Raw genomic sequence first — 26,538 nt, 5'->3', positions numbered from 1 at the left:
TAATCCAATACAGCTTGTAGCTTTTGTTCAAATGTATATTTGGCTTTTCGTCCCATAATAAAATCCCCCAAAAGCAGGGCAGTACATTTTGTGTATTTGTACTGTCTACTTTTAGGGGATCATATCAGAGGCTTGCCTCCCTTTTTCTTTTCGAGTATAATACAGATTATTCTAGGAGGGGATACATCATGGCAAAAAAGACAATTCCAGACTGGGTTTATCAATGTTTGGATCAATATGGCAATTGTGCATGTGGTCGCAACTTAACAAAAAAATTAGGAAAAGAAGGTTTGATTCAAGAATTGGAAGCCAATGGCTATCCATGTGAATTAGAAATTCTCTCGGATTCAACCGATGAAGAGTATCCAAAAGAGGGCACCTATATTGTAGTATCAAAGAATCGTGAGATCTTATTGGATAGTGAAGATACAGAAAACGAAGAAGACTATTGATCTTCTTCGTTTTCTTTTTCCAATTCATTTTCAAACAGCAGGTATTTCCTTGCCGACAACAATAAGAATATGCAACAAATTTCAAAAAATAGAGCTATTGCTTCTGGATGGCCAACAATGATGCTTCGTGCAATCGCAAAGATCAATACTTCGGTGACACTTTCCATCGAATGAATCAACAACATGCGAACGAATTCAATCGTGATGATAAAGTTGAAGACATACGATAAAACATCAGAAAGCGGTACTTTATTAAAGAAGAAGGATGGCAATTGGGCAATGATATCAAAACATTGGATCACGACGACTAAGATCAAGATGATCGCCATGATCACTTCGATCCAATGGAGCAGCCAGATTGAGAATTCATTGATTTTTTTCATATCTATATTTTACCATATAAACAAGATTATGATACACTTTTGAAAAGGATGTGAAAAAATGGAAAATTTAACACAGAAGATTTTAAGAGCCCATTTGATCAAAGGGGAGCTAAAAAAAGGATCTCCGATCGAGATTCGTATGGATCAAACATTGACCCAAGATGCAACAGGAACCATGGCTTATATGCAGTTGGAAGCCATGGGGGTAGACCAAGTCAAAACGGATCTGTCCGTTAGTTATGTAGATCACAATACTCTACAAAATGGTTTTATGAATGCGGATGATCATGCCTATCTACAATCCGTAGCGGCTAAGCATGGCATCTATTTCTCAAAACCAGGAAATGGGATTTGTCATCAGGTGCATTTGGAACGATTTGCGACACCAGGAAAAACATTGATTGGATCGGATAGCCATACGCCCACTTCATCGGCCATGGGCATGATTGCGATTGGTGCTGGTGGACTGGACGTTGCCAAAGCGATGGCAGGGATCCCCTATCGATTGACCATGCCTGAAGTCATCGAAGTTCGCTTGAGCGGTCAATTAAAACATGGTGTTTCTGCCAAAGATATCATTTTAGAACTACTGCGTCAATTGAGCGTAAAAGGTGGCGTTGGCAAAGTCTTCGAATATACAGGTGAAGGAGTCAAGACATTAAGTGTGTATCAACGTGCAACCATCACCAATATGGGTGCCGAATTAGGTGCAACCACTTCGATCTTCCCGAGTGATGAGATCACCAAAGAATTCTTGACCCGTCAAAATCGGGTGAAAGATTGGCAACCATTGGCTGCTGATCCAGGCGCAAGCTATGATGGCCTGGTTGAAATTGATCTTGATCAATTAACACCATTGGCCGCTTGTCCGAATTCCCCTGATGCCGTCAAACCGATTACGGAATTGCGTGGAATCAAAGTTGATCAAGTAGCGATTGGGTCTTGTACCAATTCTGGCTATGAAGATATGATGAAAGTGGCCAATGTCTTAAAAGGCAAAACAATCAATCCTAATGTTTCGTTAGTCATTTCTCCAGGTTCTCGTCAAGTCTTAGAAAAATTGATTGAAACGGGAGCTTTGAGCGTATTTATCAAAGCGGGTGCACGAATTCTTGAATGTGCCTGTGGACCATGCATTGGTATGGGACAATCGCCGAAGAGCGATGGTATTTCTTTGCGTACCTTCAATCGTAATTTCTACGGTCGTTCCGGAACATTGAGTGCAGGTATTTATCTGGTTTCACCCGAAACCGCTGCGGTTTCTGCTTTGACTGGATCGATCAGTGATCCAACCCAAGAAGACTATGAAGATACCTTTAGCGCGGAACCCATCTTCATTGATGATTCCATGATCTTGCCACCAAGTGATCGACCTGAAGATGTGGAAATTGTTCGTGGTCCAAATATTAAACCGTTACCACAAAATACCAAGATGACCGAAAATATTGATAAGAAAGTTGTGATCAAGTTGCCTGACAATATCACGACCGATCACATTGCTCCAGCTGGTGCGAAAGTCTTGCCATATCGTTCTAATATTGAAAAATTATCTACTTTTGTCTTTATGAACAACAAAGAACATTTTGATGAAATTTGTAAGGCCAACCATGGCGGCATTATTGTGGCGGGTGAAAACTATGGGCAAGGATCTTCTCGTGAACATGCGGCTTTGGCACCGATGTATTTAGGCATCAAAGCAGTATTGGCGAAGAGCTTTGCACGAATCCATCATGCCAATCTAATCAACTTTGGAATCCTACCATTGGAATTTGTGGATAAAGCCGATTATGATGCGATCGATGAAATGGATGAATTGGAAGTTGTCCATGTTCCAGGGCTATATGACCAACCAACCATAGAAGTCAAAGATCTGACAAAACATAAAACGTTTAAGGCTACGGCACAATTGACCAAAGAAGATTTGGATATCTTGATGGATGGTGGTGCTTTGAATTATATTCGTAATCATCAATAAGAAGAGGACAAGCTCCTCTTTTTATCTTGTAGTTTTGCTTGGGAAATGATACACTCCATGCGGGAGTGACAATATGAAATTCAAAGAATTAACAATCCAAGAATATGAAGATTTTGCGACACATTGTGCAGGTCGTTTTTATTTAAATAGTTCCAAGATGATCGAATTAAAGAAACAAAATGGTTGGGAAACCTACTATGTGGGTGTGGTGGATGATGCCAACCAAGTTTTGGCAGCTGCCGGCTTTAGTAAAGTACCCGTCATGCGATTCTATCATTATGCCTATGCCCAACGTGGTATCTTATGTGATTTTCATGATCCGGAATTGACCACTTTTTTTACGGAAGCATTAAAGAAATATATTGCTGATCATGGCATGGCCTATCTACGAATGGATCCATATGTGGAGTATCAACAATTGGATGACGATGGACAAGTTGTTGAAAATGGTTGGAATCATCAAGCGATGACGGATTTTTTGGCCAGTCTTGGCTATGCACATCAAGGTTTCTTCAAAGGATGGCCCGAAGATCGACAAGTTCGCTATATGGTCGTGATGGATCTGGATGATCTAAGCGAAGACGATATTGTTGCGAATTACGAACCCAATACGAGAAGAACCATTGCCCGAGCTAAAAAAATGGGGGTCAAGACCAAAGAATTGGATCTTGATCATCTAGATCCTTTTATGGAATTGATGGACTATACCGCAAAGAAACGACATTTTACGGACATGGGATTGGCTGCTTATCAAAATCAGATTCGTGCGTTAGGAAGTGATCATGCCAAAGTTATCGTATCGTATTTGGATACGGTCGAAGTGCATGAAAAAAATGCCAAAGATCTTGCGGATATCCAAAAGGAACAAGAAAAAACCAATGCGATCTTAGTGAAGAATCCCAATAGTAAAAAGATGAATCGACGGCAAAAGGAAGAGTTGGAGCGAATCGCACAAATTGAACGTTGGGAACAAACAACGAAGGAATTGGAAGCAAAATATGGCAAAGAAATTATTCTATCAGGTGCCTATTTTGTGATTTATGATGGGGAAATGGATTATATTTCTTCCGGCTCTTATGATGAATTAAGAAAATATTCGGGTCCGTATGTGATCCAAGACCAAGCCATCCGAACGGCCAAGCGTTTGGGGCTGCATCGATATAATTTTACCGGAACCAGTGGAATCTTTAATGAAGAAGGTCCGGACTATGGAGTCTTCTTATTTAAAAAGCATTTGGGTGGTCGTCCCATCGAACTATTAGGGGATTTTGATTTGGTTTGTGATCCGAAAATGATGAAAAATATCAATCGGATGCAGAATTTAAAGCATGTATTCAAAAAATAGTCAGAAGTCAGTTATCAAATTTGGTAACTGGCTTTTTTTGTGTTGTCTTAAAAATCGAAAAAAAAGTAGCGAAAATGATGGGGATGGGGTATTATTGTGGTACAAAGTAGCAGTTTGTGTCAGAAAGTGGGGGTGATGACACGTGTTCATGGGTGAATATGCGCATAACATCGACCGTAAGGGGCGGTTGATCATGCCAGCTAAATTTCGTGAAGAACTCGGTGGACACGTTGTCGTAACACGTGGTTTGGATGGCTGTTTGTATGTCTATACGATGCAACAATGGGAAAAAGTTTATGAGGGGCTTTCAAAATTGCCAACCACAAACAAAAATGCACGTTGGTATCAACGTATGGTTTTGTCCAAAGCCGCAGAATGTGAAATGGATAGTCAGGGGCGAATTCTCATTCCATCGTCATTGGCCGCTCTGGCTAAATTAGAAAAAGAATGTTTGATCATTGGGATGGCTAATCATCTGGAAATCTGGGCAAAGGATGTCTGGGAAAATGAAGAAGCAGAACAAAGTGATGCTTTTGAAGATATGGCTGAACAATTATCAGAAATCATGGGGTAATTATGGAACATAAGAGTGTTTTACTAAAAGAATCCATTGAAATGCTTCAGATCAAAGACGATGGAATCTATGTCGATTGCACGTTGGGTCGTGGAGGACATAGTAGCGAAATATTAAAACGGTGCACCCAAGGACATTTATATGCGTTGGATTGTGATCAAAGCGCCATTGATGAAAGTACGAAGCGATTGTCTGCCATTGGTTCCAATTTCACGTGTATTCATACACCTTTTGAACGTTTGGCCCAAGTGCTGGATGAACAAGGAGTATCTGTCGTCGATGGGATCTTTATGGATCTTGGCGTTTCCAGTCCACAATTTGATGATGGTTCGCGCGGTTTTAGTTATCGGTATGATGCACGTTTGGATATGCGCATGGATCAAAGCCAGGAATTAGATGCATGGACCGTTGTCAATACGTATTCACAAGATGAATTGACCGGTCTTCTCAAATCTTTTGGCCAAGAGCCATTTGCGCATAAGATTGCCCAACAAATTGTACAAACGAGGCAAGAACATCCCATTGATACGACATTTCAATTGGTGGATGTGATCAAACAGTCTTTGCCACAAAAAGTCTTGAATAAAAAGGGACATCCTGCCAAAAGGACTTTCCAAGCGATTCGCATGGAAGTAAATGGGGAACTCCCACAATTGGAATCGGCTTTACATCAGGGCTTGCACCGCTTAGCTATAGGTGGGCGGATGTGTGTGATCACTTTTCATTCTTTGGAAGATCGTATGGTCAAACAGACGTTCAAGCAGGTGGCAACACCACCAAAAGTCAATCGACGAATACCAGTGATAGGGGAAGAAAGATTGGAATATCAGCTGATCAATCGCAAGCCCATTTTGGCAAGCGAAACAGAATTGGCAGAAAACAATCGGGCACATAGTGCAAAACTAAGAGGGATAGAAAGGCTGAGAAATTTTGAAAATGAAGCAAAAGAAAATAAATAATAATACATCAAGAAAAAAACGTATGAATACAAAGAAACATCGTTTTTCACAGGATTCAAAAGTAATTGCTTTTTTTGTTCTCGCATTGGTCTTCTATATCCTATCAAAGACGGTGATTTGTTCGCAAAATATGACATTGTCGATGCGTGACCAGGAATTATCAAAAAAATTGAGTCAAACGCAGCAACAAGTCGATCAACTAACGAGCCAAGTGAATAACTTGGAAGAAAAGTCACGCGTATTGGGTCTATTAAATGACAAGGTTGCAGAGAATCAAAAAAATGTATATATTATTGATTAATAGATGGGATTGATGATATGAAAATCAAAGCGACCAATAAGCGACTCTTTCGGGTGATACAAGTGATGATTATTATTGGAACATTAGTGAGTGCTAATGTTCTTTTTACCATGGTCACAAAAACCCATATATGGACCGGACACAATGTATTGGATCCGCGCATCAGCAATAGTATTGTCCATACGACAGTCTCGGCCAAACGAGGAGAAATCCTGGATCGCAATGGCACGGTCATTGCCCAAGATACACAAGCCTATACCGTTATTGCGTATGTGGATTCTAGCAATGTAGATGCCAATGGCAAGGCGAACTATGTCAAGCATCCCAAACAAGTGGCAAAAAAATTAAAGACGGTCTTGACCGATATTGATGTGGATCAAGTGGCCGACACCATTCAAAATGCGAAAGATAAAGGGTTGTCTCAAACCGAGTTGGGATCGGGAACCAAACGAATCTCAAAAGCGAAAATGAAAAAAATCAAGAAGTTAAAATTGACAGGCATTGATTTTGAGCAAACCGTTACGCGAAAATATCCAAGTACCCCTTTTGCATCCAATTTAGTTGGTTTTGCCGCATATGACGAAGACAAACAACAAATTGTGGGTAAATTGGGTTTGGAACAAACCTTAAACAAATATTTATCGGGTACCCAAGGAGAGGTGACTTACCAACAAACGGTCAGTGGTGATGTTTTACCAGGTACGACCAATGTAATCAAACAAGCCGAAGATGGTGCCAATGTTAAGCTGACCTTGGATGCCAATCTGCAAAAGACCGTGGAAACCCAATTGAAAAAAACAATGAAAGACAATGATGCCGAAAGTGCCTGGTGTGTGGTCATGGAACCAAGCACCGGCAAAGTATTGGCTTGGTGTTCGTATCCAACCTTTAATCAAAATACCCATAAAACAATTTCTACGTTTACCGATTTGATCAGTGAATCGGCGTATGAACCGGGTTCTGTCATGAAACCTTTTACGTTTGCGACCGCCATTGATACAGGTGTGTATCCAAAAGATCAAACCTATCGGGCTGGTTCTTTCTTGTATACTTATGATGAATCCACCAAGAAAATCACCCGGATTCAATCGGGAACGACACCATATCCTGCTATTAGCGATGCCTTAGGTGAAGACTTTGGAACCATCACTTTTGATCAAGCTTTGGCTTATTCCAGTAATGTCGGTATTTGTGAATTATTGGCCAATTATATCAACTATAAAGATTATGGCAAATACGTCAAAAAATTTGGTTTCTATCAAAAAGTCGGTACACCATGGATCCATGAGGTAGCGGGTCAAAAGAATTTATCCATGCCTATGGGTTATTTGAATTCCGGTTTTGGTCAAGGATCTTCGATCACGATCTTACAGTTGATGCAAGCGTATACGGCCATTTTTAATAATGGCCAAATGATGATGCCTTATGTGGTGGATTCCATTACGGATGCAGATACCGGAAAAACCATCAAGAAATATAGTCCAACCCAAGTTGACAAGCCGATTTCCAGTGACACTGCTAAGCAAGTCCGTGAATTAATGAGTCATGTATTGGATGATGGAGCCAGTGGTGAAAAATTTAAGATGGATGGTGTCGATATGGTCGCCAAGACCGGTACCGGACAGATTTATGATAGTAAGACCGGCACGTATAAGGAAGATACGTATACATCCAGTGTCATGGCGGCAGCACCTGCCGATGATCCAAAGGTCATGGTCTATTGGGGCATGGTCTCGGATAATTATTTAAATTATTCGGCCGATCCTTTCAAAACGATCATGCAGGCAGCATTGGTCTATGAAGGTGTGGGCGGTCAAGATGAGGAAAATGCGAAAAAGTATGCCTCTTGGGCTAGTTATACAATGCCTTCTTTATTGAATCATAGTGTGGACTATGCCAAAGAACAGATGGATGGAAAAAAAGTTCATGTGGTCTATATTGGCAATGGTACGAATGTCATGGCACAATATCCGAATGCAAACCAGACCATCAATTCCAATGATCGGATTTTTGTATTGACCGATGGCAATTCGATTTCGATGCCGGATATGACGGGATGGACACAAAAAGACATTACGGCCTATAGTCAATTAACGGGTATTACGATCAAGACTTCGGGCAGTGGTAAAGTCAGTTCGCAAAGCGTTAAAGCAAAACAACCAATCACATCGGATTCGGTGATCACGGTAAAGATGAAATAAGGATGGATGTGCCGAAAAAGTTCAGATAACTTTATCTCATTTTTGTAGAAATTATGGTATTATTGAACAGTAGTAAAGGAGAAGTCGAATGAGTATAAATAAAGTTTATGCATCTTTTGAACTTGCCGATCGTGAAGTTCGACTGATTGTTCTTGAAATTTTTGAAGGTCAATTCAATGTCTTACGTGTAGAACGTGTGGCGTGTGATGGCATTCAAAATCAAAAGATCGTCGATGAAACGAGTGTTGTACAAGCCATTCGCAAAGCAAGCAATAATGCGAATGCGGCAATGGGATATCGCATTGAAAGAGCTTTATTAGCGATTCCAAGTGTCAATGTACAACATGTAGAACAAAGAGTTCATGTGCAAGTGGAAGATGGAACCAAATACATTCGTTTATTCCATATACAACAGGGGTTAAACAAAGCTGTACAGAAAAAAATTTCCGATGATGTTGAACTTGTCAATATTGGTCGCATCACCTATGAGGTGGATGGACAAACATCCACAAAGATGCCGATCAGTGCACCCGTCGATGAATTTTATATGAATGTGGAATTGTTGTTTGCCGATAAGGAAACGATTTATTCTTTTGCGCGTTGCATTGAACAAGCCAACATGGAAATCTTAGATATTTATTTGGATGCCTATGCGATTGCCCAAGAAAGTGCAGTGGCTGTCAAATCACAAGATCGTTTGATGATCCAATTGGATCTGGAAGCCGATCATTGTGTGTTGACTTTATTTAGCCATGGCTTATTATATAGCAGTACCGTTTTGGAACATGGGTACCGTTGGTTTATTGAAGAAATCAAAGAGCAATATGGATTGAGTGATGCGGTATGTTTCCGTTTATTGCAGAATGTGTTTAATACCGAAGTGGATCCAGCTATTGATAAGATCATTTATATTGAACAGCGTAGTGAACAGCGCATTGAGATCACAGCCCATCAATTGACCGAAGTCGTTGTGGGTCGCATCAAGGAATGGATCAACAATGTGAATGATGCTTGTGAACCTATCCTTCAACAAGGACCAAGTGAATTTGTATTGACCGGAAAAGGGGCAAACATTGGCATTTTCAGTAAACTAACCAGTGAATTTCGTTCGAATGCAACGATCTATGCACCGCAAAATGTGGGAGCCCGCGATGCTTCTTTCACTTGTTGCATTGGCGTCTTCTATGCGTACAATGACATCAATAAGATCCGTCATTCCAACAAGATCTGTGCAAATGTCAATGAATTAGGTGCAAGTATCGATGCCATTAATCACAAAGCAAGAAATGGTGAAGAGGGCGGTTTCACGAAGAAACTAAAAAATGTCATTTTATCCGAAAACAAAGAAGAAGATGAATAGAAGGGAAGGTATAAACGATGCCAGAAATGAATCAAGTTGCGAATATTAAAGTCTTTGGAGTTGGTGGTGGTGGATCCAACGCCGTCAATCGTATGGTTGTCGATGGTGTGCAAGGTGTTGAATTTTATGTCGTTAACACCGATGTGCAAGTTTTGGAAACGTCGCCATGTGAAAATCGAATCGTAATTGGAAAAGATACAACTAAAGGATTAGGGGCTGGAGGCAATCCAGAATTTGGTCGAAAAGCAGCCGAAGAAGCAGAATCCGATATTCGTGCGGCAGTAAAAGGGGCCGATATGGCTTTTATCACTGCTGGTATGGGTGGTGGAACTGGTACTGGAGCGGCTCCATTCATTGCCAAGATCTGTAAAGAAGAAGGGGCTTTGACCGTTGCGGTCGTTACTCGTCCATTCAGTTTTGAAGGTCGTCGTCGTGCCAACAATGCCAAACAAGGAATTGAAGAATTAAAGAACTATGTTGATAGCTATATCGTTGTTTCCAATGATAACTTATTGGAAGTCATTGGTCGTAAACCAATTGAGGAAGCCTTCCAGGCAGCGGATAATGTATTGCGTCAAGGTGTCCAAACCATCTCGGATTTGATTGCTGTACCTGCTTTGGTCAACTTGGACTTTGCGGATGTTCGCTCCGTCATGATGAATCAAGGTCGTGCCTTGATTGGAATTGGTATGGCTGAAGGCGAAGACAAAGCGGTATCGGCTGCGGAAAAAGCAATCCAATCGCCTTTATTGGAAGCTCAAATTGCTGGAGCAAGATCAGCAATCATCAATATCACAGGTGGTGACAAGGTTAGCCTATACGATGCGCAGAATGCGGTTGCAGTCATTCAAGATGCAGCCGGTGGCGATGTGGATGCCATCTTTGGTATTGCCATCAATGAACAATTGGGTGATAGTATCATCGTTACCGTTATTGCGACGGGTTTTGATGAAAAAGCTGGAAAACATACCAACACCAAGAGCAACAACACGGTGGAAATTCCAACGGCCAATGGGCAAAACTTATTTACAGAACCTGGTATCAAAACACCTGGCAATCCAGGGGTGGTAACCAGTGTCGAAGATGGGAATGACGATGACGATTCCATTCCAAACTTCTTCTTCAATAATCGTCAATAAGTCAGGAACCAGGAAAACCTGGTTCTTTTTTTGAGAGGGAAATATGAAACTAAAAAAAGTCATTGTTCTTTTCTTGTGTGCATGTCTGGTTGCTGGTTGTAATCATCCATCCACAAAACAAAGCACGACATATACACCGACATTAAAACATTTTTTAAAAACAGCCATCAAACCCGTTGGTCAAACCATGTATGTATGGGGTGGTGGTTGGAATAAAGCGGATACTGGAGCAGGCAAAGAAGCTCGTCAAATCGGTTTGAGTTCACGTTGGAAAAGGTTTTATGAGCAACAAGATGCCAATTATGATGTGAGTCAAACCGCTTATCAAATTCATGATGGTCTAGATTGTTCGGGTTTTGTGGGTTGGGTGACCTACAACACCATGGAAACCAAAGATGGCCAACCTGGCTATGTGAAAGAATCGGGAAAACAGATTCAATGGTTTGAAAAAAAGGGATTTGGGAAAGTAATCCAGGCGGATGCGATCACCACGTATCATCCGGGTGACTTGATGGCTAACCAGGACCATATCTTTATTGTATTGGGACAATATAAAGATGGTTCGTTGTTGATCGTTCATGCCAGCATACCGGGTGTCCAGATCAGTGGAACACCGGATATCAATGGCAATATCAATAGTTTGGCCATCCAGAAAGCAACGGCATTGATGGAAAAACACTATCCAGAATGGTGTGCAAAATATCCTAATCATATGGTGGATTATTCCTATTTGACGGATTATGATCAGTTTGTTTGGAATACCAAAACTTTCAAGGATGCCAAGAAAATCCAAAAGATGAAACCTTCACAAATTCTATCGTTTATTTATTAAAAAAAAGTGTTATAGTTAATGCATTGAGTGAGGGATGCAAGTGATAAATAAACGAGGACAACACAAAAGAAAAAATCAACGATCGCTTATTTTAATAGGTATTCTTTGTATCGCTATGATTTGCACTTTCGTGTTTTTTTTACATCATACCAATACGGAAGTACAGGCAGGACAAGCTTATGTCGTTGCCCAGGAAAAGAAATCAACCAGTGCTTTAAAACCAACATTGGAAAAAAAGCGCCAGGCAGAAATGAGCCAAGCCATGGCGGAAGGGAAGTTAAATGTTTTTTCGATGTTTGATGATTATGTCTTTTTTGGCGATAGCCGTGTCATGGGGTTTGAAACATATGGCTATTTGGATGCCAATCGGGTATTGGGTGATAGTGGCGGAACGATCAAACGAGTGGATGATCATTTAAACGAAATCAAATCACTAAAACCGACACGCGTCTATCTTTCCTATGGTATGAATGATATGGGATTGAAGATCAATGATGAACAGGGCGGCTATGCCGGGGTTTATGAAACCGAAGTGAAAAAGATCTTGGCCATCGTACCCAATGCGAAGATTTATGTATGTTCCATCATTCCGTGTTCACCAGAAGCTTTACAAAAATCATCATCTTGGGGACAGGTAGGTACCTACAATCAACAATTGAAGGCCATGTGTAAGAAAAATAAGTGGACGTATATCAATTGTACCAAATTGGCTGATAATGGAAATGCCGATATTTATCAATCAGATGGCATCCATTTTTTGACGAGTTTCTACCCAATTTGGGCACAAACTATCATTGATGCAACGCAGAAAGCAGAAAGTTAGGGAAAATCATGAAGAAAGTACAAGTATTACGGTGGCTCGTATTGGTGTGCCTCATACTATTTGTGGGACAATATTTAATTGTTCCTAAAGATAGCACGACACCTTTTCAGACGGTCGCTAAGGATAGTGTAAAAGATATATCGGTATCTGATTATACCATTCAAGAAAATCGTAATATTCGTCGATTTTTAAGCTTAGATCCATCGACATATCAGCATATTCGCTACTACAAAAATAAAGATACGATGCAGTCGAGCGAAATTGTGATCGTTCAATTTAAGTCGGATGATCAAGCGGATGACTTTAAACAAGCCATGCAGAAGCATGTAGATGATCAAATCAAGATATTTGATGGGTATTTACCGAAAGAAGCGGATTTATTAAAACAATGTAAGATCGTGACGCAAGCGAATTATGGGATTTATGTCACCCATAAAAAAGCCGATACGGTTGTCAATGATTGGCAACAAAGTTTAAAGAAGGGGGACTGATCATGAGCTTTACGACCCTTGTCTTTTTATTCCTCTTTTTGCCAGTGGCATTGCTGCTCTATCGTTATATTCCCAAAGGAAAGAATCTTATTTTGGTTTTGCTGAGTTTTCTTTTCTATGCCTGGGATAATCCAGCCTATTTACTGTTATTGATCCTAAATGTTTGTTGGAATGATCTGAGTGCAAGACTTATTGATCAGGAAGAAGACAAAAAACGAAGGAACACATTGATTGGTTCCATAGTTGTCAATTTGGTGATTCTTGGTTTCTTTAAATACACCAACTTCTTGATTGATATCCTGAATGTATTGCCAGTGCAACTGCAACATTTACCAATTCATCTACCGATTGGACTGTCTTTCTTTACGTTCAGTTCGATTTCATATTTGGTGGATGTATACAAAAAGAAAACACCGGTTCAAACCAATTGGATCAATTTGGCCTTGTATATTGGTTTCTTCGGTAAGGTCAACATGGGACCCATCGTACAGTATGCCGATATGGCCGATCAATTGAATGACCACCCCCAAACAAAAGAACTTTTTTACCAAGGCATCATGCTCTTTTTAAAGGGTATGTTCAAAAAGGTATTGATTGCGGATCGATTAGCGATTCTGTTTGGTGCGATGGCAAGTGATACGACCTTACTAGGAACTTGGTTATATGCCATTAGCTATACCTTACAATTGTATTTTGATTTTAGTGGCTATAGTGATATGGCCATTGGCTTAGGTCGAATGTTTGGGTTTACCTTTGCACCTAACTTTGATCATCCTTATATTGCTACCAGTGCACAGGATTTCTGGCGTAGATGGCATATTTCTCTTTCACGTTGGTTCCGGGATTATTTATATATTCCATTGGGTGGAAATCGAGCCCATTACATTCGTAATATCTTTATTGTTTGGTTTGCGACAGGCTTATGGCATGGAGCCAATTGGACCTTTATTTTCTGGGGATTGTATTATGGCTGTTTCTTATTATTGGAAAAATATTGGTTAAAAGAACGACTACAGAAATTACCCAATTGGGTATCGCATGTCTATGCATTGGTTGTGATCATTGTGGGTTGGGTCTTCTTCTTTAGCCCAGATATCTTAACTGCTTTCCATACCGTAGGACGTATGTTTGGACTAGGCATTGGTGGTATTTGCAGCACGCAGACGCTCTTCTATATCAAGACCTATTTTGTGGTTTTATTGGCTGCTGTTTTCTTCAGTATGCCAATGAGCAAATATGGTTGGCGCTTTGTGTATGTGCTCTTTAAACAACGTGCGGGTTTGGTGAGTGTGATCGTGTATGTTTTCTTTTTCTTTGTTACGATTAGTTTCATTGTTTCCAGTACGTATCAATCATTCTTGTATTTCGCATTTTAGAAAGGAGGCATTCGATGAAGAAATTGGAGAAGCGTTGGTTACAAACGCAAGGTATCATTACGAAATTCTTTATTGTTTGTCTACTTGTTGTATTGGTTTTGAATGTTCTCACACCGGTGAAAAAAACATCGGAAATGGAAAATCGTGGATTGGCGCAACGTCCCACTTTAAGTTGGGTAACCCTTAGTGATGGTTCCTTTTTTAAGAATTATCAAACGTTTGAATCGGATCAGTTTGTAGCTAGAAATGGCTGGATCCATTTGAACTACTTGATGCAGAAACTTTCAGGTATTCGCAAGATCCAGGATGTCTATTTGTGTCATGATCAGTTGATGGAAGAAATGCCGCAACCCAATCAAACGCAATTGAAACGGAATATCAACGCCATCAATCAATTTGCTAGTGCGCATAAAGATGTGAATATGCAGATGGTCTTGGCTCCGAATGCAATCAGTGTACAAGATGACCGATTGCCGGCTTTTGCGACGGCAGACGATCAAGAATCTGAAATGAATCAGATCGTAAAAGCATTATCGATTTCATCGGTGGATGTTAATAGCGCATTAAAGAAACATAAGAATGAATATATTTATTATAAGTCCGATCATCACTGGACCAGTTTAGGTGCCTATTATGCAGCCCATGCGATCAATACGAATATCCAGTTGAATCAATACCAGAAACGTGAAGTTTCGAATTCCTTTCAAGGAACGTTAGCTTCCAAAGTAGGTTCGATCAATATCAAAGATGAAGTGGATATCTACACACCAAAACAGAAATGTGATTATATCGTGACGTATGGTTCTTCCAATAAACAAACGCGATCCATTTATAATTCCAAAGCATTTGATCATAAAGATACGTATCAAGTGTTCTTTGGTGGCAACGAAGGCATGATCAATATTTCAATCAATAATGATTCAGATAAACATTTATTGTTGATCAAAGATAGTTATGCCAATTCCTTGGTGCAATTCTTATTGCCTTACTATCGAACGATCACTATCATTGATCCACGCTATTATTATGACGATCTGGACCAGCAAATGAATAAAGACATCATTACCGATGTATTGTTTGTATATAACACCAATACGTTTGTACAAGATACCAGCCTGGCTGATTGTTTAGGCTATTAAAAATGTTGCTTGAAAAGGCAACATTTTTTCTTACAAAAAGAAATATGGTTCGTGTAAGATAGGAATTGTATGAAAAAGCTATGTATTTCTATTGTTCTTTGTTTCAGTCTTTGTTTATCCACACCCATTCAGGCGTATACAAACAAAATTCAAACGATTGGTCAGAAATCAGAGAAAGCGGAACAAGTCGTTTTAAAGAATGGGACAGGCAAGAAAATCAAATCGTTGCGGATCCAAAAAGCATCGAATGCGAAAACATCGGAAAATTATTTGAAACAATCGTGGAAGGCCAAAGAAAAAGTCAAACTTTCGTATGTTGTGGATGAAAAGGACCAATATAATTTGAAGGTGGGTATTGGTCGTACGATTTATGAAATCGAGGATTTTGCTTTTAGGGATACAAAATTATGTCTAAACGATCATACCTTGTATGCCGTTCCCAATACTATGCAAGAACTAAAAAATCAGATCAACGATTATTTAGATCAACACACAAACAATGGTGAAGATTGGTCGGTCTATGTGCAAATGGTGGATGATAAAAAGACCTATGTGAATATCCATTCTCATAGTCAACAGGCAGCGAGTGTCATCAAGTTGTTTGTGATGGGAGCTGTCTATGAAAACTATGAGAAAATCAGTGCAACATATGGAAAGGATGTTGTGGATCAAAACCTGACAGAAATGATCACCATCAGCAGTAATGATGCATGGACCAATCTAGTGAACATGTTAGGTGATGGGGATTATGCCCAAGGGGATCAAATTGTAACCGATTGGGCACATTCACATGGATATACCGATACAAGCACAACGAGTAATACGGGACAAAATTATACATCAACAAAAGATGGAACACGTATCATCTATGATATGTATCATCAAAAATTACCTTATTCTAATGAAATGTTGGCATTGTTGAAGCAACAAACCCGAACTACAAAGATTCCGGCTGGTGTTCCCGATGGGATTCAAACTGGAAATAAGACTGGAGAGTTGGGAGATACCGAAAATGACGTTGCGATCATTTATGGTAAAGATCATACCTATATATTGAGTATCATGGCAACAAACTTGAGGTCAACCGAAAATGCTCAACAAATGATTCGGGATATTTCGACCATGGTATATCAATTTTTAAATGAATAATATGTTTTGATGATGGGATAGTTGAAAGTAATTTGCTAACCCTTTTTATTTAATTTTATTTACATTTATTTGTATTCATAAGAATAAAGCATTAAAATACTCATGTAATAGAAAGGGGGGAAAAATGAAGTAATGTTACATAAAAAAATTGGAAAATATATGATTTCAATAGCACTGGGAGCTATATTTACAACAGGTGCATATACTTTGACAATTCATGCGGATGAAGTTGAACCAACTTCGGCTCAAACAGAGGTTTCCGATAATCATTTAGAATCCAATACGACAGAACCAGTTAAAATGAGTTCTACATTAGTGAATGATTCAAGCATGACAGTTTCAGACACAAATCAAATACAGGCTGGATGGCAGCAGAATAAGTATTTGATCAATGGGAAGCCTGTTACTGGCTTTCAATCGATTGATGGTGCTAACTATTTTTTTGATGCCGATGGAAATCGTATGTCGGGTATCATTGATGGAAAATATTTTGGTGAAGATGGAAAACAGCAATATGGTTTGGTAAATTTAACAAGCCAGGATGGAACAATACAGACATATTTTTATGATGTAAGCGGAAATAAGCAAACGGGATGGCAAACTATTGATCAAAATACATATTATTTTGACCCATCTACAGGTGTTTCATATACAGGGTTACGCCAAATTGGAAATGATAATTATTATTTTGAAAGCAATGGAACATTGTTAAAAAATGCGATTGGTAAAATTGTCAATAATTTACGATTTAATACAAATAACAATGGTCGTATTACATTTACAGAATTAGTGAATCGACCAACGTATTATAATCAGGCAGATCGTCGTTGGGCATTTAATTATGTTGCGGGTGTGCCATTCTGGCAAATAGGATGTGTCCCAAGTGTCGCATCTTCAGTCATTACTTATTTGGAAGGAAATGTAATTCAATCGCCTTATCAAGTAGGGCAACAATTTGTTAATTGGGGAACAATGGGATATTTCGGTTCTACAGAAATGTCTTGGTTCAAATTGGCAGAGAAATATCATTGGAATATTGGAAATCATTTAAATTTAAATCAGATCAAAAATGCTCTTTTGCAAGGCCAGCTGGTAACAACAGCGGTTCGATATGATGGTCGGTATTGTCAAGTACCAGGTGGTACACATCAATTATTATTGATGGGATATAATGAAGCAAATGGAAAAACATTTGTATATGATCCATACCATGGTTCCGGATCCTTTACGGGTGAAGGTGGAAATCTATGTGGTTGGTATTCATTACAACATATTTGGAATTATCAGAGTTCTATTGCGATTGATACATATGGTGGTGGTCCATTTTATGCCATCCGTAAAAATAAGAATATTTTTCTTGTAAATGATATAGAAGACATCTCACAAGGAGAAATTCATATTGGCGATCAAATCTATACAGGCCAAATGATTACACCAGTGAATGGTGTCGTTTTGGGAAATATACAATTGACACAAGGAATCGATTATGTGATTTCTTACCAAAATAACAAAGATATTGGTAATGCAGTCGTGTTGGTAACTGGTATTGGCAAATATGCAGGCGTTTTACATGGCAATTTTCATATTTTAAATGAAAAAGATACATTTGGTTCAAATTACAAAAATGCTAATTATCAGATTCAAGTTTCGGCCAATAAGTCAAAAGTTGTAGATATTGCATCTGGTTCAACACAAGAAGGTTCAAAAGTTCAAATTTATTCGTCCAATGGTACAGAAGCACAAGGTTTCTATATTGAAAAACAGGCAAATGGTTACTATACCATTAAAAATATAAAGTCCGGCCGATACCTAACGGCACCAACGAGTTATTCGACAGTAAGAAATGGCACACGAGTTTATCAACGATTGAATTGTTCAGAATTGTCCAAACAATGGATGATTCGAAAAACCAATGGTTCCTATATTCTTTCATCGGCTTATGATGGAAATTATGTATTGGATATCCCATCCGCTAAAATTGCAGATGGTACAGCTTTACAATTGTATAAAGGGAATGGAACAATAGCGCAACAATGGCAATTTGTACCTTATGAAACCGTTCAAGAAAAGACAGAACAATTATTAACAAATAGTAAAACAAATATTGAAAATAAGCTCATACAGTCAGGTAAAGCCTACAATATAGTGGGATATGGCTATACGAATTATGGCATCGAAACAGCAGGAGGCAGCTATTCAAATAGTGCCAATGTTCAACTGTATCATTTGAATGGTACAGAAGCACAGGGATGGTATGTCACATTTGATGGAAATGGGTATGCGACTTTCATCAATGTAAAATCAGGAAAAGCCTTGGATGTACAGGCAGCAAGAAGTACAAGTGGCACAAACATTCAGCAATATACTTCAAATCAAACCAAGGCACAGAAATGGATCATTACGGGTGATGCCAATCATGGATATGTCTTGTTGAGTGCATTGGATATCACCAAAGTATTGGATCTAACAGCGGCAAGATATGCAGATGGCTCCAATATCCAGTTGTATCAAAAAAATGGAACTGTGGCTCAACTATGGCAGTTTGTACCTTATGTGACCATCCAAGAAAAGACAGAACAATTATTAACAAATAGTAAAACAAATATTGAAAATAAGCTCATACAGTCAGGCAAAGCCTACAATATTGTCGGGTATAAGAATACGAATTATGGCATTGAAACAGCAGGAGGTAGCTATTCAAATAGCGCCAATGTCCAACTGTATCATTTGAATGGTACAGAAGCACAAGGCTGGTATGTCATATTTGATGATAATGGCTATGCGACTTTTATCAATGTAAAATCAGGAAAAGCCTTGGATGTACAGGCAGCAAGAAGTACAAGTGGTACAAACATTCAGCAATATACTTCAAATCAAACCAAGGCACAGAAATGGATCATTACGGGTGATGCCAATCATGGATATGTCTTGTTGAGTGCATTGGATATCACCAAAGTATTGGATCTAACAGCGGCAAGATATGCAGATAGCTCCAATATCCAGTTGTATCAAAAAAATGGTACATCAGCACAAACGTGGTTTTTTGTCGAATATGAGCCACGCAATTCAACAGTAGAACCGCCTACATCTGTTGTTAAGCATTGGGGTGTTGATATCAGTCAGTTTAATGAATCAAATTTTGATGTCACTCCATATGATTTTGTATTGATTCGATCCAATTATGGGACAACTACTGATCCATTATTGGCAACCTATGTCAATGCTTGTTTACAGGCAGGTATTCCTTATGGTTTTTACTGTTATAGCTATGCATTGAGTGTGGATGATGCACATACAGAAGCAGCTTATACATTAGCACTTGCGAATCAATATAAACCAACACTGGGTATATGGTATGACATGGAAGATGCGGATAACTACAAGACCAATCGTGGTGTTTGGACCAAAAATGCAACTTTATCTTTTTGTCAAACTTTCTGTAAAGATGTGAAAAATGCAGGTTGGTATACAGGTATTTATTCGAGTTCTTGGTTCATTCAAAATTGGTACAATACGGGTCTAGAAGACTATGATAAATGGGTGGCTCAATGGGATGCGAATGATGGAAACTATCATTCGGACACACATACGTTGGGATCGATCCATCAATATACATCGGTCGATGCGAAGTATCCAAATGGATTGGATAAAGATGCGATGTATGTAGATTTTGATTACTATACACTCGTTTGATTGGAGGATAACCGTTTGGTTATCCTTCTTTTTTATGCTACTATGTTTCTGTTATAAAGAATGGAGTTAATGTATGAATCAGGAAAATGCGATTGAAGTACGAAATATGTCGAAACGATTCAAGATCGAATATGATAAATCGCGGACTTTAAAAGAAAGACTCATTCGTAGAAAAGGGAAAGTAGAATACAATGAAGTATTAAAACATATCAATTTAGATATCAAAAAGGGAGAATGTGTGGCTCTGATTGGTACCAATGGATCGGGAAAATCCACTTTGTTGAAGTTGATGACCAAAATTATTTTTCCGAATGAAGGTACGATTGAGACCAATGGAAAGCTAACCTCATTGCTGGAATTAGGTGCTGGATTTCATGAAGACTTTACTGGGCGTGAAAATATTTATTTTAATGCGGCTATTTTCGGTTTAAGCAAAGAAGAAATTGATCGACGGATCGATGATATCATAGCGTTTTCCGAGTTGGGATCGTTTATCGATAATCCAATTCGTACCTATTCTTCGGGTATGTATATGCGTTTGGCTTTTTCTGTGGCCATCAATGTGGATGCAGAAATCTTATTGATTGATGAAATCTTAGCCGTTGGTGATCAGCACTTTCAAGATAAATGTTATGCGAAACTCCAAGAATTACGGGATTCCGGAAAAACCATCGTCATTGTTACGCATTCGTTGAATGTGGTGAAGGAATTGTGTTCTCGTGTAGTCTGGATCTACAAGGGAGAAGTTCGATTGGATGGCGATCCTGTATTTGTGATCCAGGAATATTTAGAACAAATTGCGAAAGATCATAAGGAATCGATCAAAAAGGCCATCGAAACGGGACAAACCCAAAAGAAAGGGGTTGTTTTTATTGATATGCCGCGTGATTTTGCTCAAATCGATCGGAAAGCCGATGTGATTAAATGTGGTGGCTGGATGGTTGCCAATGATGAAAAGGCAACGCTTGCCTTTGCACTGGATGATCAAGCGTTTGATCCAATTGTGTCGTATGTGAATCGACAAGATGTGTATGATATCTACTTTGAAGAATTTGGTGGTTTCTTAGATGCCGATCATATTGGTTGGGATTGTGAAATTGATCCAACCCAATTATCCAGTGGCAAACATACGTTTATGGTCAAATGTATGGATTGTGATGGAAACGAATTGGCGAATAAAACGATTGCGTTTTCAATAGGTGAGTGAGGTAGTTATGAAAGAAATCTTTAAAGAAATATATAATTATCGTGAACTATTAAAAACCAGTATTCAAAAAGACATTCGTGGTAAATATAAGGCATCCTTTTTAGGTGTTTTATGGTCGTTTTTAAATCCATTGCTGCAAGTCATCGTATATTGGATCGTTTTTCCTTATTTATTCCGTGCTGCTTCCATTCCGAATTATTTATGTTATTTGGTAACCGGTATCATACCTTGGACTTTTTTTACAACGGTTGTCAATACATCGACAACGTGTATCAATAGCAATGCGGGCATCATCAAGAAGGTTTACTTTCCTAGAGAAATATTGGTGCTTTCTTGTACCTTGAGTGCGATGGTCAATTTCTTTATCTCTTGTATCATCATCTTGATTTTTTGCCTAGGTACCGGTGCTAGTGTTTCCTATCATTTGATTTATTTACCCATCATCGCGATTATCCAAGCCATCTTATGCTTTGGGATTGGTTTGATCTTATCGGCCATCAATGTCTATGTGCGTGATATTGAAAATATTGTTTCTTTCGTCATTCAAATGGGATTTTATGGGACTCCCATCATCTATAGTCTGGATATGTTTCAAAATGCCTCCGGTATTTTGTTGGGATTGATTCAATGGAATCCCATCACAAAATTGGTCTATGCCTATCGTGATATTTTCTTATATCATCAAACACCGGATTTTGGGGCATTAGGCAGTGTCTTGCTTTTGGGACTTGTGGTATTGGTGATTGGCTATTGGATCTTTAAAAAATTGGAAAAAGGATTTGCGGAGGAATTGTAATGAAAAACGGTGATTTTGAATATAGCTTAGATGTGATTCGTTATAAAGATACGGCTCCATCCAAGTATATTCAGTTGAGTGGTTGGTGTTTTCATCATCAAAAAGAAGCGATTGACTATGTGGTTCAGATCAATGGGAAAGAAGTACCCATTAGTCAAAAACGTATCTTTGATCGTAAGGACTTGATCAAATTTTATAAAGATGTCGATTTGATCAAAGATTCCGGTTATGATTTGAAGATCGAAGTGTTTGAACCCGTACATGAAGTGGTTCTGATTGCCAAAACTTCATCGACATCGATCGTGATCGAGACCATTGGGGAAGCGAAATTAAAGAAAATTCGTGATACCAGCTTGATTGAATATGCGGTGGATTGTTACGAACGCAATGTGGATTCGGGCTTATCCCAAATGTGGGGATGGGCGTTTGCGGTCGATAAAAGTCCTTTGCAGTTTGAAGTGCATGATGCCCATGGTCATCTAGTGGCTCATACCTTCCGAAAACAAGAACGTACGGATTTTATGGAAGATTGGCAAATTCAAAGTGGTTTTTATATCGTTTTTAAGAGTGATCCCGATGCCAAATATACCTTGGTCATTAAAAATGAGAAGGAATCGAAAACGGTTGATTTAAATAAGATCAAGAGCACGAATCAAAAATCATTGATGGGTTATATCAAAAGTATCAATGGACAAAATGTCAAAAAGGCAGGTATGTATTTAAAACGGAAGGGATTCAAAGCGTTTGTTCGTCGAATTCGTCGTGGTCCGCAAGATGAAAAAGTTTCTTATAATACGTATTTCCATCTGCATGAACCGACCAAAGAAGAATTGGATCGTCAAAGAAAGCATGTCTTTTCTTATCAACCCAAAATTTCTTTGATCGTTGCTACGTTTAATACGCCATTAAACTACTTAAAAGAAATGATTGAAACGGTAACCCATCAAACCTATGCCAATTGGGAATTGTGTATTGCCGATGGCAGTACCAATGATGACGTCGAAAACTATATCAAAGAACAATATGCAAAGAATGATCGCATTCGATTTGTACGTCTGAAAGAAAACTATGGAATTTCTGGAAATATGAATGCAGCCATGGATTTGGCAACCGGTGATTATATAGCGTTGTATGATCATGATGATACGTTAACTTTGGATGCTTTATATGAAAACGTAAAGGTCTTAAATGAAGATCCAAACATCGAATTTATTTATTCGGATGAAGATAAAATGGATTCCGAAGGCGAACGTTTTTTTGAACCACATTTTAAACCCGATTTCAACTATGATTTGTTGTGTTCCACGAATTATATTTGTCACTTTTTAGTCGTAAAGAAAAGTTTGATCGATCAAGTAGGCAAACTACGTAAGGAATTTGATGGCGCACAAGATTTTGATTTTGTTCTTCGATTATCCGATGCGTGTGGTCCAGAAAAGATCCATCATATTCCAAAAGTCCTCTATCATTGGCGTTTTCATCAAAATTCAACTGCAGCCAATCCAGAAAGCAAGATGTATGCGTTTGAAGCTGGAAAACGTGCTGTGCAAGCTTTCTATGATGCAAAGGGCATTCATGCCAAGGTGGAACATGGTGCAAGCCTAGGGATTTATCGAACCAAATATATCTTGGATCAACATCCAAAAGTTTCAATCATCATTCCGAATAAAGATCATGTGGATGATTTATCCCGTTGTATTGATTCTATTGAAGCAAAATCGACCTATGATGCTTATGAATATATCATTGTCGAAAATAATAGTACGGAGCAAAGTACATTTGATTACTATAAGGAATTGACTAATCAGAATCCAAAAGTAAAAGTTGTCACATGGAAGGATGAATTTAATTATTCGGCCATTAATAATTTTGGTACGCAATATGCTTCGGGCGATTATTATCTGTTGTTGAATAACGATACCGAAGTGATCACACCTGATTTCATCGAAGAATTATTAGGCTATTGTATGCGTGAGGATGTTGGTGCCGTGGGTGCTCGTTTGTATTATCCCGATGATACGATCCAACATGCCGGTGTGATCATTGGTTTACAAGGGATTGCCGGCCATGCTTTTGTCGGATTGGAACGCGACAATCCAGGCTATTTTGCCCGACCTATGACCCAACAAGATTACAGTGCCGTGACGGCGGCTTGTATGATGGTGGATAAAAAGGTATATGAAGAAGTGGGTGGTTTGAATGAACAACTTAAGGTGGCATTCAATGATATTGATTTCTGTTTAAAGATTCGTGAAAAGGGATATAAGATTGTCTACAATCCATATTGTGAGTTGTATCATTATGAGTCCAAATCACGAGGAGAAGAGAATACGTTTGATAAGGTTGATCGATTCAATGGAGAGATTGATTATTTTGAAAAACGTTGGCATGATATCTTGACCCATGGTGATCCATATTATAATCCAAATTTAACCTATAAAAAGAATGATTTTTCCTTGACGACAGATTAATTTCTGTCGTTTTTTTGTTTATTTAAGGGAAAATTTGACAATTAAAAAAAGAAATGATTGAATGATTTTATGAGTGCAAAAAAACATCCACGGAAAATGTGGAATCCAAAAAGACACAATCCCATCTTGCGTTTGATTTCTTTATTGAGCTTAGTAGCCATGATCATGCTCATTCTACAAATTGTTCATTTGGGCATTTTACCTGCTCGCTTTGAAATTCCTATCTTGGGATCCATCATTTTATTGACATTGATCATCTTTTTATTCTATAACTTTACGTCTCGATCTCGTCTTTCCCGCTTTATTAGCGGCTTGCTCGTGATTGCTTTGACGTTTGGCTATGGATTGGGAAGCTATTATATTTATCGTACGGATAGTGCGATTTCATCGGTAACGGATCTTTCCAATAAAGTCATCAACAATGTTTCCTTTGTGGTCATGAAGGAATCCAGCATTAAAAAGTTAAGTCAAGCTTCGGGAGCTAAAGTTGGAATCACACCAAGTATTGATTCCAAAGCCATGAAAGAAGCATTAGCAGATGTGGAATCGTCCATATCGATAAAAACAGTGAAATACAAATCGTATCTAGATGAAGTGCAGGCTCTATATGATGGCGATATTGATGCGATGTTGTTGAGTGAATCGTATCGAGGTACGATTTATGATCAAGAAGCATATCAGGATTTTAATCAACGGACCCGAACGGTACACACCACGCATTATACGACCAATCGGAAAAAAGCCATCCAACAATCCACGGATGCGGTAGATGTGACCCAAGAACCGTTTACGATTTATGTGAGTGGCAATGATTCGTTTGGTACGATCCAAGAAAATAGTCGAACCGATTCCAATATGTTGATCACGGTCAATCCCACCACACACACGATCTTGATGACAAGTATTCCAAGAGATTATTACGAACCGATTGTTTGTAGCGCCGATAGTGATTCGGATTGTCCAGATGGTGAAAATGATAAATTGACACATTCGGGTATTTATGGCATTTCGACTTCGGAACAAACCATTGAAAATTTCATGAATGTCGATATCAACTATTATGTTCGTGTGAATTTCTCAAGTTTGGTCAATATCGTAGATGCCGTTGGCGGTGTGGATGTCAAAGTAGGAAAAGGATTGGCAGTGAAACAATTCTATACGGATCATACCGTTGGTGGCGTGCATGAAGGAACCAATCATTTGAATGGACAAAAAGCATTGGCCTATGCACGGGAGCGATATTCGTATACGAATGGAGATATGCAGCGTGTCAAAAACCAGCAACAAGTCTTAAAGGCACTAATCAAGAAGATCAAATCACCATCGATGATCATGAATTATGGAAATTTGATTGATGCGTTGGGTGGGGCTTTTGAAACCAATCTATCCAGTGATGATATCCGATCTTTTGTCCGGATGCAACTCTTATTAAATCCAGACTGGACGTTTGAAAGCTATGCGATGATTGGAACACCAGATACGCGAATGTCGGCAAGTATGGGTACGTATGCCTCAGTTACTTTGCCAAATAAAAATTCCATCACGACCGCAAGAAAGAAGATCGAAGCGGTCATCAATGGGAAATCATCCAAAACGGTAAAAGATACGGCCAAACAAGAAGATGCGACATCAACGCAGGATCAGAGTACAGAAAATTACAGTACGGATTCTGGTAATGATCAAGTCTATGATTATAGCCAATCCACCCCGTCATATGATGAGTATTCACAAGCACAAGATTATAGTAGTTATTCCCAACAAACGGATGATACCACTGCAATCGATCCATATGCCGATCAATAATTAGGGTCTTTTGACCCTTTTTTATGTGCAGTCTTGACAAATGTGGTAAAATAGTTCTGATTTGTATCG

At 38.9% G+C, this 26,538-nt stretch carries 21 protein-coding genes; 20 read left to right on the top strand and 1 reads right to left on the bottom strand.

Annotated features, from left to right (window positions below):
• Nucleotides 1-188 precede the first annotated feature (188 nt).
• Entirely contained in the window at nt 189-452 is a 264-nt protein-coding gene (locus MOZ64_RS06750; protein ID WP_320325822.1) for a hypothetical protein, read from the top strand.
• Here MOZ64_RS06750 and MOZ64_RS06745 read toward each other — a convergent pair.
• Complete coding sequence (locus tag MOZ64_RS06745) at nt 446-835, bottom strand: hypothetical protein (protein ID WP_320325821.1); 390 nt, start codon at nt 833-835, stop codon at nt 446-448. The two genes, MOZ64_RS06750 and MOZ64_RS06745, sit on opposite strands and share 7 nt — an antisense overlap.
• 58 nt (nt 836-893) lie before the next feature.
• Between MOZ64_RS06745 and MOZ64_RS06740 the strand changes: the two genes are divergently transcribed.
• The 19 genes from MOZ64_RS06740 (at nt 894) to MOZ64_RS06650 (ending at nt 26,469) form a co-directional block, all read left to right on the top strand.
• Complete coding sequence (locus MOZ64_RS06740; protein ID WP_320325820.1) at nt 894-2,810, top strand: aconitate hydratase; 1,917 nt, start codon at nt 894-896, stop codon at nt 2,808-2,810.
• 73 nt (nt 2,811-2,883) lie between these two features.
• Nucleotides 2,884-4,155: a peptidoglycan bridge formation glycyltransferase FemA/FemB family protein gene (locus MOZ64_RS06735; RefSeq protein ID WP_320325819.1), complete on the top strand. Its 1,272-nt coding sequence runs from the start codon at nt 2,884-2,886 to the stop codon at nt 4,153-4,155.
• 148 nt (nt 4,156-4,303) lie between these two features.
• Nucleotides 4,304-4,729 carry a division/cell wall cluster transcriptional repressor MraZ gene (mraZ, locus tag MOZ64_RS06730; protein WP_441293712.1) on the top strand — a complete coding sequence of 142 codons (426 nt, stop codon included), beginning with the start codon at nt 4,304-4,306 and terminating at the stop codon, nt 4,727-4,729.
• Between the two features lie 2 nt (nt 4,730-4,731).
• Nucleotides 4,732-5,688 carry a 16S rRNA (cytosine(1402)-N(4))-methyltransferase RsmH gene (rsmH, locus tag MOZ64_RS06725; protein WP_502547943.1) on the top strand — a complete coding sequence of 319 codons (957 nt, stop codon included), beginning with the start codon at nt 4,732-4,734 and terminating at the stop codon, nt 5,686-5,688.
• Between the two features lie 22 nt (nt 5,689-5,710).
• On the top strand, nt 5,711-5,989 hold the full coding sequence (locus MOZ64_RS06720) for a hypothetical protein (protein WP_320325817.1): 279 nt from the start codon (nt 5,711-5,713) through the stop codon (nt 5,987-5,989).
• Nucleotides 5,990-6,006: 17 nt separating this feature from the next.
• A complete protein-coding gene (locus MOZ64_RS06715; RefSeq protein WP_320325816.1) occupies nt 6,007-8,190 on the top strand; it encodes a penicillin-binding protein in 2,184 nt (727 codons plus the stop codon).
• A gap of 88 nt (nt 8,191-8,278) precedes the next feature.
• Entirely contained in the window at nt 8,279-9,550 is a 1,272-nt protein-coding gene (locus MOZ64_RS06710) for a cell division protein FtsA (protein WP_320325815.1), read from the top strand.
• Nucleotides 9,551-9,567: 17 nt separating this feature from the next.
• A complete protein-coding gene (gene ftsZ / locus MOZ64_RS06705) occupies nt 9,568-10,689 on the top strand; it encodes a cell division protein FtsZ (RefSeq protein ID WP_320325814.1) in 1,122 nt (373 codons plus the stop codon).
• 43 nt (nt 10,690-10,732) lie between these two features.
• Nucleotides 10,733-11,521 carry a hypothetical protein gene (locus MOZ64_RS06700; protein WP_320325813.1) on the top strand — a complete coding sequence of 263 codons (789 nt, stop codon included), beginning with the start codon at nt 10,733-10,735 and terminating at the stop codon, nt 11,519-11,521.
• 130 nt (nt 11,522-11,651) lie between these two features.
• Nucleotides 11,652-12,344, top strand: coding sequence for a GDSL-type esterase/lipase family protein (locus tag MOZ64_RS06695; RefSeq protein WP_320325812.1), 693 nt, complete (start codon nt 11,652-11,654; stop codon nt 12,342-12,344).
• An 8-nt stretch (nt 12,345-12,352) separates the two neighbouring features.
• Nucleotides 12,353-12,835 (top strand): DUF4358 domain-containing protein, encoded by a 483-nt coding sequence (locus MOZ64_RS06690; RefSeq protein ID WP_320325811.1) that lies wholly within the window; start codon nt 12,353-12,355, stop codon nt 12,833-12,835.
• A 2-nt stretch (nt 12,836-12,837) separates the two neighbouring features.
• Complete coding sequence (locus MOZ64_RS06685; RefSeq protein ID WP_320325810.1) at nt 12,838-14,211, top strand: MBOAT family O-acyltransferase; 1,374 nt, start codon at nt 12,838-12,840, stop codon at nt 14,209-14,211.
• 14 nt (nt 14,212-14,225) lie between these two features.
• Entirely contained in the window at nt 14,226-15,350 is a 1,125-nt protein-coding gene (locus MOZ64_RS06680; protein WP_320325809.1) for a DHHW family protein, read from the top strand.
• 69 nt (nt 15,351-15,419) lie between these two features.
• Complete coding sequence (locus MOZ64_RS06675; RefSeq protein WP_320325808.1) at nt 15,420-16,499, top strand: serine hydrolase; 1,080 nt, start codon at nt 15,420-15,422, stop codon at nt 16,497-16,499.
• Nucleotides 16,500-16,631: 132 nt separating this feature from the next.
• Nucleotides 16,632-20,192 carry an RICIN domain-containing protein gene (locus MOZ64_RS06670; RefSeq protein ID WP_320325807.1) on the top strand — a complete coding sequence of 1,187 codons (3,561 nt, stop codon included), beginning with the start codon at nt 16,632-16,634 and terminating at the stop codon, nt 20,190-20,192.
• A 73-nt stretch (nt 20,193-20,265) separates the two neighbouring features.
• Nucleotides 20,266-21,399 carry an ABC transporter ATP-binding protein gene (locus MOZ64_RS06665; protein ID WP_320325806.1) on the top strand — a complete coding sequence of 378 codons (1,134 nt, stop codon included), beginning with the start codon at nt 20,266-20,268 and terminating at the stop codon, nt 21,397-21,399.
• Between the two features lie 7 nt (nt 21,400-21,406).
• Nucleotides 21,407-22,195: an ABC transporter permease gene (locus MOZ64_RS06660; protein WP_320325805.1), complete on the top strand. Its 789-nt coding sequence runs from the start codon at nt 21,407-21,409 to the stop codon at nt 22,193-22,195.
• Entirely contained in the window at nt 22,195-24,666 is a 2,472-nt protein-coding gene (locus tag MOZ64_RS06655; RefSeq protein ID WP_320325804.1) for a glycosyltransferase family 2 protein, read from the top strand. The genes MOZ64_RS06660 and MOZ64_RS06655 overlap by 1 nt, the downstream gene beginning before the upstream one ends.
• 69 nt (nt 24,667-24,735) lie before the next feature.
• Nucleotides 24,736-26,469 carry an LCP family protein gene (locus MOZ64_RS06650; protein ID WP_320325803.1) on the top strand — a complete coding sequence of 578 codons (1,734 nt, stop codon included), beginning with the start codon at nt 24,736-24,738 and terminating at the stop codon, nt 26,467-26,469.
• Nucleotides 26,470-26,538: the final 69 nt, after the last annotated feature.

The organism is Absicoccus intestinalis (genome assembly GCF_033971885.1).
GTDB lineage: Bacteria > Bacillota_I > Bacilli_A > Erysipelotrichales > Erysipelotrichaceae > Absicoccus > Absicoccus intestinalis.
Note: the sequence above shows the minus strand (reverse complement) of the source record. Positions and strands in the feature narration are given on the sequence as shown.